At 64.5% G+C, this 7648-nt stretch carries 8 protein-coding genes; 1 reads left to right on the forward strand and 7 read right to left on the reverse strand.

Annotated features, from left to right (window positions below; translation table 11 throughout):
• Window positions 1-135: 135 nt before the first annotated feature.
• On the reverse strand, window positions 136-1143 hold the full coding sequence (waaC, locus tag H3V53_RS26370; RefSeq protein ID WP_054916803.1) for a lipopolysaccharide heptosyltransferase I: 1008 nt from the start codon (window positions 1141-1143) through the stop codon (window positions 136-138).
• Between the two features lie 310 nt (window positions 1144-1453).
• Between waaC and H3V53_RS26375 the strand changes: the two genes are divergently transcribed.
• Window positions 1454-2821: a chloride channel protein gene (locus tag H3V53_RS26375; protein ID WP_336600455.1), complete on the forward strand. Its 1368-nt coding sequence runs from the start codon at window positions 1454-1456 to the stop codon at window positions 2819-2821.
• Window positions 2822-3113: 292 nt separating this feature from the next.
• Here H3V53_RS26375 and H3V53_RS26380 read toward each other — a convergent pair whose 3' ends face one another.
• The 6 genes from H3V53_RS26380 to map all read right to left on the reverse strand — a co-directional run bounded on the left by H3V53_RS26380 (window position 3114) and on the right by map (window position 7446).
• Window positions 3114-3425, reverse strand: coding sequence for a YXWGXW repeat-containing protein (locus H3V53_RS26380; RefSeq protein WP_336600456.1), 312 nt, complete (start codon window positions 3423-3425; stop codon window positions 3114-3116).
• Window positions 3426-3715: 290 nt separating this feature from the next.
• Entirely contained in the window at window positions 3716-3970 is a 255-nt protein-coding gene (gene minE, locus H3V53_RS26385; RefSeq protein WP_007583338.1) for a cell division topological specificity factor MinE, read from the reverse strand.
• Between the two features lie 15 nt (window positions 3971-3985).
• A complete protein-coding gene (minD, locus tag H3V53_RS26390; protein WP_054916806.1) occupies window positions 3986-4801 on the reverse strand; it encodes a septum site-determining protein MinD in 816 nt (271 codons plus the stop codon).
• Between the two features lie 90 nt (window positions 4802-4891).
• A complete protein-coding gene (gene minC / locus H3V53_RS26395; RefSeq protein ID WP_336600459.1) occupies window positions 4892-5677 on the reverse strand; it encodes a septum site-determining protein MinC in 786 nt (261 codons plus the stop codon).
• Between the two features lie 223 nt (window positions 5678-5900).
• The gene (locus H3V53_RS26400; protein WP_054916809.1) at window positions 5901-6440 is read right to left on the reverse strand and encodes a GNAT family N-acetyltransferase; all 540 of its coding nucleotides are present in this window, start codon (window positions 6438-6440) and stop codon (window positions 5901-5903) included.
• A gap of 220 nt (window positions 6441-6660) precedes the next feature.
• The gene (map, locus tag H3V53_RS26405) at window positions 6661-7446 is read right to left on the reverse strand and encodes a type I methionyl aminopeptidase (RefSeq protein WP_336600460.1); all 786 of its coding nucleotides are present in this window, start codon (window positions 7444-7446) and stop codon (window positions 6661-6663) included.
• Window positions 7447-7648: the final 202 nt, after the last annotated feature.

A 7648-nucleotide genomic window follows, 5' to 3' on the forward strand; every position in this document is an offset into this window, starting at 1 on the left:
TTCTGCAGGTTTCCTCTCGGTCCGCGCGCTTCAGGCGCGGGCTTTTCAGAGGCGTCTCGCGACGGCGTCCGAAATTGGGCGAATTGCGCGTGCGCCTCTTTTCTTTTTTCTCGTTTCAGCCCGCCCCGCCTGCCTTCAGGCAGCCGCCGCCGATTCGCCATGCCCGTCGAGCGCGCGCGCATCGGAATGGACGTGATCGATCGCGGCAAGCGCTTCCGCGACGGGCGGCACGGAGTTGCCGTCGCCAATCGAAACCGACCGGAACGGCACGTTGTTGCCAAAGGTTTCCCGCGACGTCGCGATGAAAATCATGACGGTGCGCTTCTCGAGCGCATGCGCGAGATGGACGAAGCCGGTGTCGACGCCGATCACGAAGTCCGAGGCCGCGATCGTCTGCGCGATTTCGGTCACGCTCAGTTGCGGCAGCAGTTCGGCGCCCTCCACCTGGCTGACGATAGCGAGTCCTTCGCTGCGCTCCGCGGCCGAGCCCCACGGCACGGCCACATAAAAGCCGCGCCGCACGAGATCGCGCGCGATCTCGACCCAATGCGCCGTCGGCCACTTCTTGTCGTCCTTCGACGCCGCATGGAACAGCAACGCGAGCGGCCGCCCGCCCGTGTCGACGATGGGGCGCGCAGGCGCAGGGATGCGCAGGTTGTAGTCGGCGGGCCCGTCGAGCGGATAGCCGAGCGCCGTGCTCACCGTTTCACGCATGCCATTCCAGGCGTTGCGATCGCGCGGCGGCGCGAACCGGCCGGTATAGGCGAACGCCGCGCCGCGTTCGCCGAGATCTTGCGAGCGGTAGCCGAGCCGCCGCCGCGAGCGCGACAGAAACGCGATGATCGCGCTCTTGTACACACCGTGGATATCGACGACGACGTCGTACGGCTTCGCGCGCAGTTCGGCGATGGACTGAGCGATGGCCCTGAAATCCTCCCAGCGCCGCGCCTTCTTGAAGCGGCGCAACGGCGCGCACAGCACGCGATCGATGCCGGGATTCCAGCGAGCGATCTCCGCAAAGGACTCGTCCACCGCCCAGTCGACCTCGACGCCCGGAAACGCGCGCTTCAGATCCGAGACGATTGGCTGCGCCTGGATCACGTCGCCCATGGAGGTAACTTTGACGATGAGAATTCGCTTCATTGATTGCCCGTTTGAGCTGCTGGGTCGTAATCAGCAAGTGTAGCCGAGCGCAATGATAATTGCCCGCGAAACAGGCAGAGGAAAATCTTGCCGGAACCGTTCCGTGGTTACCAGACGTTACCGCGCTTGACAGCATTGGCAGGTGATACGGTCTACGCGCGCCGGTCGGCACCGCTTGTGCACCGCTTGTGCGCCGCCTCTGGCCGCCTTCACCCGCGTTTTGGCACCGTTTAGCCCCGTGCTTTTCGCACCGCCGACTATAATTTGCCCACCCGTTTGCCCCTTTTGCCCATTTTCCGCCCGACTCCACATGTCACGGACACCCCTGCTGTCCTCGAGCATCGGCCGTCGCGTGCGGCGCCTGTGGCGCCAGTACGGCATCTTCTGGCTGGGCGCGATCGCCGTCGGCCTTGTCGCCGTGTTCTATGCGCGGCTGATCGATTTTGGCTACAACGCCTTCCTCGAACTGCAGAACCGGCACCGCTGGCTCACGCTGCTGCTGACGCCCGCGGTCGCCGCGGCGTCGGTGTGGCTCACGCGTCGTTACTTTCGCGGCGCAGAAGGCAGCGGCATTCCGCAAGTGATCGCGACGCTGCATTCGAATACGAGCGCATCGGGCGCTCGGCTGCTCACCTTTCGGCTTCTACTCGGCAAGATCGCCGTGTCGTTTCTCGCGATTCTGGGCGGTTTCACGATCGGCCGCGAAGGGCCGACGGTGCAGGTCGGCGCAGCGCTGATGTTCAACCTGCGCCGGCTGTACCCGCGCTCGAACGCGCTGATCGAGCGGCAACTGGTGCTGGCGGGGGCGGCCGCGGGGCTGTCGGCGGCCTTCAACACGCCGCTAGCGGGCATTGTTTTCGCGATCGAAGAACTAACGCGCAGCTTCGAGGCGCGCGCAAGCGGCGTGCTGATCACGGCAATCATCATCGCCGGCATCATTGCGCTCGGGCTGAATGGCAACTACACCTATTTCGGCACGATAGACATCGGCGCGCATTTCCCCAATCTGCTTGCCGTGGCCGTCGTCATCACGGGCATCGTCACGGGCATTGCGGGCGGCGTGTTCGGCTGGCTGCTGCTCAACACGTCGCGCTGGATTCCGGCGCCGCTGCGCCGGCTGAACGAAGAGCGGCCCGTCGCTTTTGCGGCGCTGTGCGGGCTCGCGATCGCGGTGATCGGCCTCGTATCGGGCGGCACGACGTTCGGCAGCGGCTATTCCGAAGCACGTGGACTGCTCTATGGCACCGAGCACCTGTCCGTGTTCTATCCGCTGCTGAAGTTCGCGTCGATGGTCGGCTCGTATTTGCCGGGCATTCCCGGCGGCATCTTTGCGCCGTCGCTGTCGATCGGCGCGGGTTTCGGCAATGTCCTGCACATGATCTTCAGCGACATGCAGCTGCCGATGCTGATCGCGCTCGCGATGGTCGGCTATCTGGCCGCCGTCACGCAGTCGCCCATCACATCGTTCGTGATCGTGATGGAGATGATCAACGGGCATGCGCTCGTGATCTCGCTGATGGCGACGGCGCTCGTGTCCAGCAGGATTTCGGCGCTGTTCGCGCCGCCGTTGTACGAGGCGCTGTCGGCGCGCTATCTGACACCACCGACCCCGGCAGCGACCGACCAGACCGCGAGCGCTACTGAACCCGCGACGCCGCGTGCCGAAGCCAAGGAATGAAGCCGGTTGGGACGCGTGCTGCCGAAGACAAAATCGGGCGCATCCGTAGAACGCGCCCGACCTCCCACAATCGTCAATACACGAGCACGCCCACGGGATGGTAGTACACGGGGCGTGCCGGCACGACGACGCAACCGGCCAACGTGACCGCCAGCACGGCGATCGCGAGCAAGGTTCTTTTTCTCATCTGACAGCTCCCTTGATGGTTGCGATAAGCGCGCTCTCGGGCGCGTTCGTTGAACAGGCGGATGGCCTACGCGTGATCGCCGCCTGTTCGCTGGTCACCTCGCGATCACGCCCAATGACCCTGGACCCAGCGCCAGTTCGGGCCGTGCGCAACCCAGTGGCCCGGCACCCAGTGATAGCCGGCGCGCTCGATCTGCCAATGCCCCGCGACCCAGACATAACGGCCGTGATCCCAGCGCCAGTGGCCCTTGTCCCACACATAGCCGGCGCGCGGCGCGGGCACGGCTTCGAAGCGTTCGACGGGCGGCGCGGACGGCGCGACGACGATCACTTCAGCCGCGCAAGCGCTCGCGACCGCGGACAGGCCGGATACCGCGAGCACAGCCGAAACGGCCAGCAGACGAATCGATTTGTTCATGTTTTCACCTCTCGTGTCAGCACCGGATAACGGCGTTGTCCGTTCAATGCGCGAGGTGACGAAAGGGCTGACAGACGACGTGTTACGGCACGCCCTCAAGTGCAACGGATTATTTCGCGCGCGGGCGCGCTGAGACAAAGCGGGAAACGCGGGACGGAAGAGGCGGGGACAAAGCGAAAGGAAAAGCCGAGAAAAACGGCTAGGAAACAGAAGCGCTGTCTCACCGGCATGCGAAGCGCGCCACCGCTACACGATGGCGCGCATCCCGCGAGTGCCGCGACGCGGGCCGCTCAAGCCTGCGGAATCTCGATCTTGACCTCGAGCACCTCGAGGTCGTCGTGACGTTCGAGATTGACGCGGATATCGTCGTCGGAGATTTTCACGTACTTCGAAATCACGGCGACGAGTTCACGTTGCAACGCGGGCAGATAATCAGCCGGCGCTTTACCGCCGACGCGCTCGTGCGCAATGATCAGCTGCAGGCGTTCCTTCGCTATCGACGCGGACTTCTTCTTCTCGCCCAGCAGAAACGAAAGAATCGACATCAGGTGCGCCTCCCTTTACTTGGTGCCGAAGAGGCGCTGCAGCAGGCCCGGCTTCTGGTAATCGGTAAAGCGAAGCGACTTCTGCTCGCCGAGGAAACGCGACACGACGTCCTTATACGCTTCAGCGACATCCGTGCCTTCGAGATGCACGGCGGGCAAGCCCTGGTTCGACGCATGCAGCACAGCTTCCGATTCCGGAATCACGCCGATCAGGTCGATGCGCAGGATTTCCTGGATGTCGGTGAGCGACAGCATTTCACCTTCGCTGACGCGCTTCGGATTGTAGCGCGTGATGAGCAGATGCTCCTTGATCGGCTCCTTGCTTTCGATCGCGCGCTTGGTCTTCGACGACAGGATGCCGAGAATGCGGTCCGAGTCGCGCACCGACGACACTTCCGGGTTCGTCACGATCAGCGCTTCGTCGGCGAAGTGCATCGCAAGCAGCGCGCCCGACTCGATCCCCGCCGGCGAATCGCAGACGATGTATTCGAAGTCCATCGCGATCAGGTCGTTGATGACCTTCTCGACGCCTTCCATCGTCAGCGCGTCTTTATCGCGCGTCTGCGACGCCGGGAGGATGAACAGGTTCTCGCACTTCTTGTCCTTGATCAGCGCCTGGTTCAGGTTCGCTTCGCCCTGGATCACGTTGATCAGGTCGTACACCACGCGGCGCTCGCAACCCATGATGAGATCGAGATTACGCAGGCCGACGTCGAAATCGATCACGGCCGTTTTCGAACCGCGCAGCGCGAGACCGGAGGCAAAGCTCGCGCTCGTGGTCGTCTTGCCTACGCCACCCTTGCCCGAAGTCACCACAATGATTTTTGCCATTTACCCTTTACCTTGTGTTCGTCAATTCGTCTATTGAGTCCGGCGGGAGTTCCATCGCGCGACACGCGCACTGCAAGCGCTGCGCGCGCTTCAGGTGAGCCGCAGCGGTTCGATCATCAGCTTTTCTTCGTCGAGCCAGATCTGCACGGGCTTGCCGTTCACGTCGGCGGGCAGCGGATTCTCGGCCGTGCGGTAAATGCCCGCGATCGAAATCAGTTCCGGCTCGAGACACGTGCAGAAAATGCGCGCATCGTGATTGCCGTGCACGCCCGCGAGCGCGCGGCCGCGCAGCGGCGCGTAAATATGGATGTTGCCTTCCGCGATCACTTCGGCGCCATTGCTCACCATGCCGAGCACGACGAGGTCGCCCTTCGCGTAGATGCGCTGGCCGGAGCGCAGCGGCTTGTCGACTACCGTCGTCTGTGACGACGTGCTGGCGATGCGCACCGGTTCGGCCGCGCCCGACGACGCCGCTTCGGGCTCTCGCGCTGCAGCCGCCGCGGCGGCGGGCTGCGCGGCGGCTTGCGCCCCGTCGCCTTCGCTGCCTTTGCTTGCGCGAGTGTCGCGCGCATCGAGCAGCGGCAGCCCCGCTTCGTTCGCCCACGCCTGCTGCGCGATGTCGGCGACTACGCCGATCGGGCGCATGCGCACGCTGTCCAGCAGCTTCGCGATGTCCGCGAGCGGCACGCGTTCATTTTCCGCGAGGCGCCGAACGTCGATCGCCACGGTGTCGTTCGCAAAGAATTCCGGCGTCGCCTCGAAGCGCCGCGTCAGCTCGGCATGCATTTCTTCGAGGTTGGTCGTCTTGACCACGAACAGCAGCGTGTCGACCGCGCCACTGCGCAGTTCAAAAAATGGCGATTTCCTGGGCGACATAGCGTTGGGCAAAAAATTTTGCGTATTTTACAGGCGTCCAGGCGAACGGTGAGCATTTTTGCCAATAAGTCTTCACGCGACAGGAAAATGCCGGGTGCGCGCTAACGCGGCAGTCCACTGAACGGTCGAAAAAGCGGTGAAAGTGTGTGCGCGAACGACACCGGACACGTGCCGTTTCAGGCCGCTGCGCGCGGCGACGAGACAGATGAAGAGTGAAATGCCGTCAGGAAGCGGCATCGCCGCCGCCGGCCGCTTTCGGCACATGCCGCACGAGCAGCGTCTGGAACTGGTCCGGCGCGCGCGGGATGCGCTCGTGCTCGCCGGTCGGCCCGAACCCGAGACGCTCGTAGAAGCGCATGGCGTTGCGGTTCTCGTCGGCGATCCACGCGTAGATCTCGGCGGCGCCCGCCGCGGCAAGCCATTCGCTGGCGGTGTTGACGAGCAGCTCGCCGCCGCGCAGATGACGCACGGCAGGCGCGACCCACAGCTCGCTGACGAACGCGCGATGCGACGGCGCATCTTCGAAACACGCGCCGATCAGGCCGGCAGGATGCCCTTCCGTGTACAGGATGAACGACGTCGACGTGGCAGACGTGGCGTGCTGTGCCGCCGTCGCTTCGAACGTGGCCGCATCGGCCGACAGTGCTTCTTCCAGCGTCTCGCCGAATGCATAAGGCGCTTCGCGCAGCGACGCCGTACGAAGCTCGCGGAAGACGGCGCCCTGATCGGCTGCGATGCGGCGAACGGTCAGTGAAGGATTCATGCGGTCGAAAATCCCTTCGAAAATCCTTTTTGTCACCCGGGTGAAACGCTAGCGCGTAGCTTTAACCGAACCGGCGCGCGAGTCAAATCTTTAATTCGGCGCAGTGCGGGCCACCACGCATGGGTTGACAGCCGCCGACAAAGGCGGCACGCGCCGGGCCCATCACGCGCGACGGACTACAAACGTTTCCGCGCCGCGCTCCCGCGCGCGGCAACGCCGCTCAGGGCGCCTCGTAGCGCCCCGTGCCGTCGGGCCAGGGCGTGAGCAGCTCGTAGCCGTCGTCGGTGACGGCGACCATATGCTCCCATTGCGCGGACAGCGAGCGATCCTTGGTGACGACCGTCCAGCCGTCGCGCATCACCGTCGTGCCGGCGCGGCCCGCGTTGATCATCGGCTCGATCGTGAACACCATGCCCGGCTTCAGGCGCACGCCCTGCCCCGGCTGGCCGTAGTGCAGCACCTGCGGATCTTCGTGATACACCCTGCCGATGCCGTGCCCGCAGTAGTCGCGCACGATCGAGAAGCCGTCGCGCTGGGCGATCTTCTGGATGGCGCTGCCGACGTCGCCGAGCGTCGCGCCCGGCCTGACCTGTCGAATGCCCGCGAGCATCGCTTCGTACGTCGTGTCGATCAGTTGCCGCGCCACCGTGCTCGGCTCGCCGACCGTGTACATGCGGCTCGTGTCGCCGAAGTAGCCGTCCTTGATGACAGCCACGTCGATGTTGATGATGTCGCCGTCCTTGAGGACTTCGCTGCGGTCGGGAATGCCGTGGCACACGACGGAATTGACCGACGTGCACACGGTCTTCGGAAAGCCCATGTAGCCGACGTTCGCCGCCACGGCCTTCTGCGTGTTGACGATGTAGTCATGGCAGATCGCGTCGAGTTCGCCCGTCGAGACGCCGGGCTTCACGTGTTCGCCGATCATCGCGAGCACGTCGGCGGCGAGCCGGCCTGAAATGCGCAAGCGCGCGATGTCGTCGGGAGTCTTGTAGGTGATGGCCATGTCGGTAAAGCGTTGGCGGCATGGCATGGCGCGCGGCGTCCGTCGTGCGGCGGGACGCTTCGGCGGGCGTCGGCGCTGCTCGCGCGGCGCGCGAAGCACCGCAACTGGCGCGGATTGGCCCGCGTCGCAGCCATGCGTCCGGTTGTCGATCGGATCATTGTACAGAGTCTGTCCGGGCGAGCGCCCCGGACCTTGCGCGCGG

This window comes from Paraburkholderia bengalensis, assembly GCF_037126505.1.
GTDB classification, from domain to species: Bacteria; Pseudomonadota; Gammaproteobacteria; order Burkholderiales; family Burkholderiaceae; genus Paraburkholderia; species Paraburkholderia bengalensis.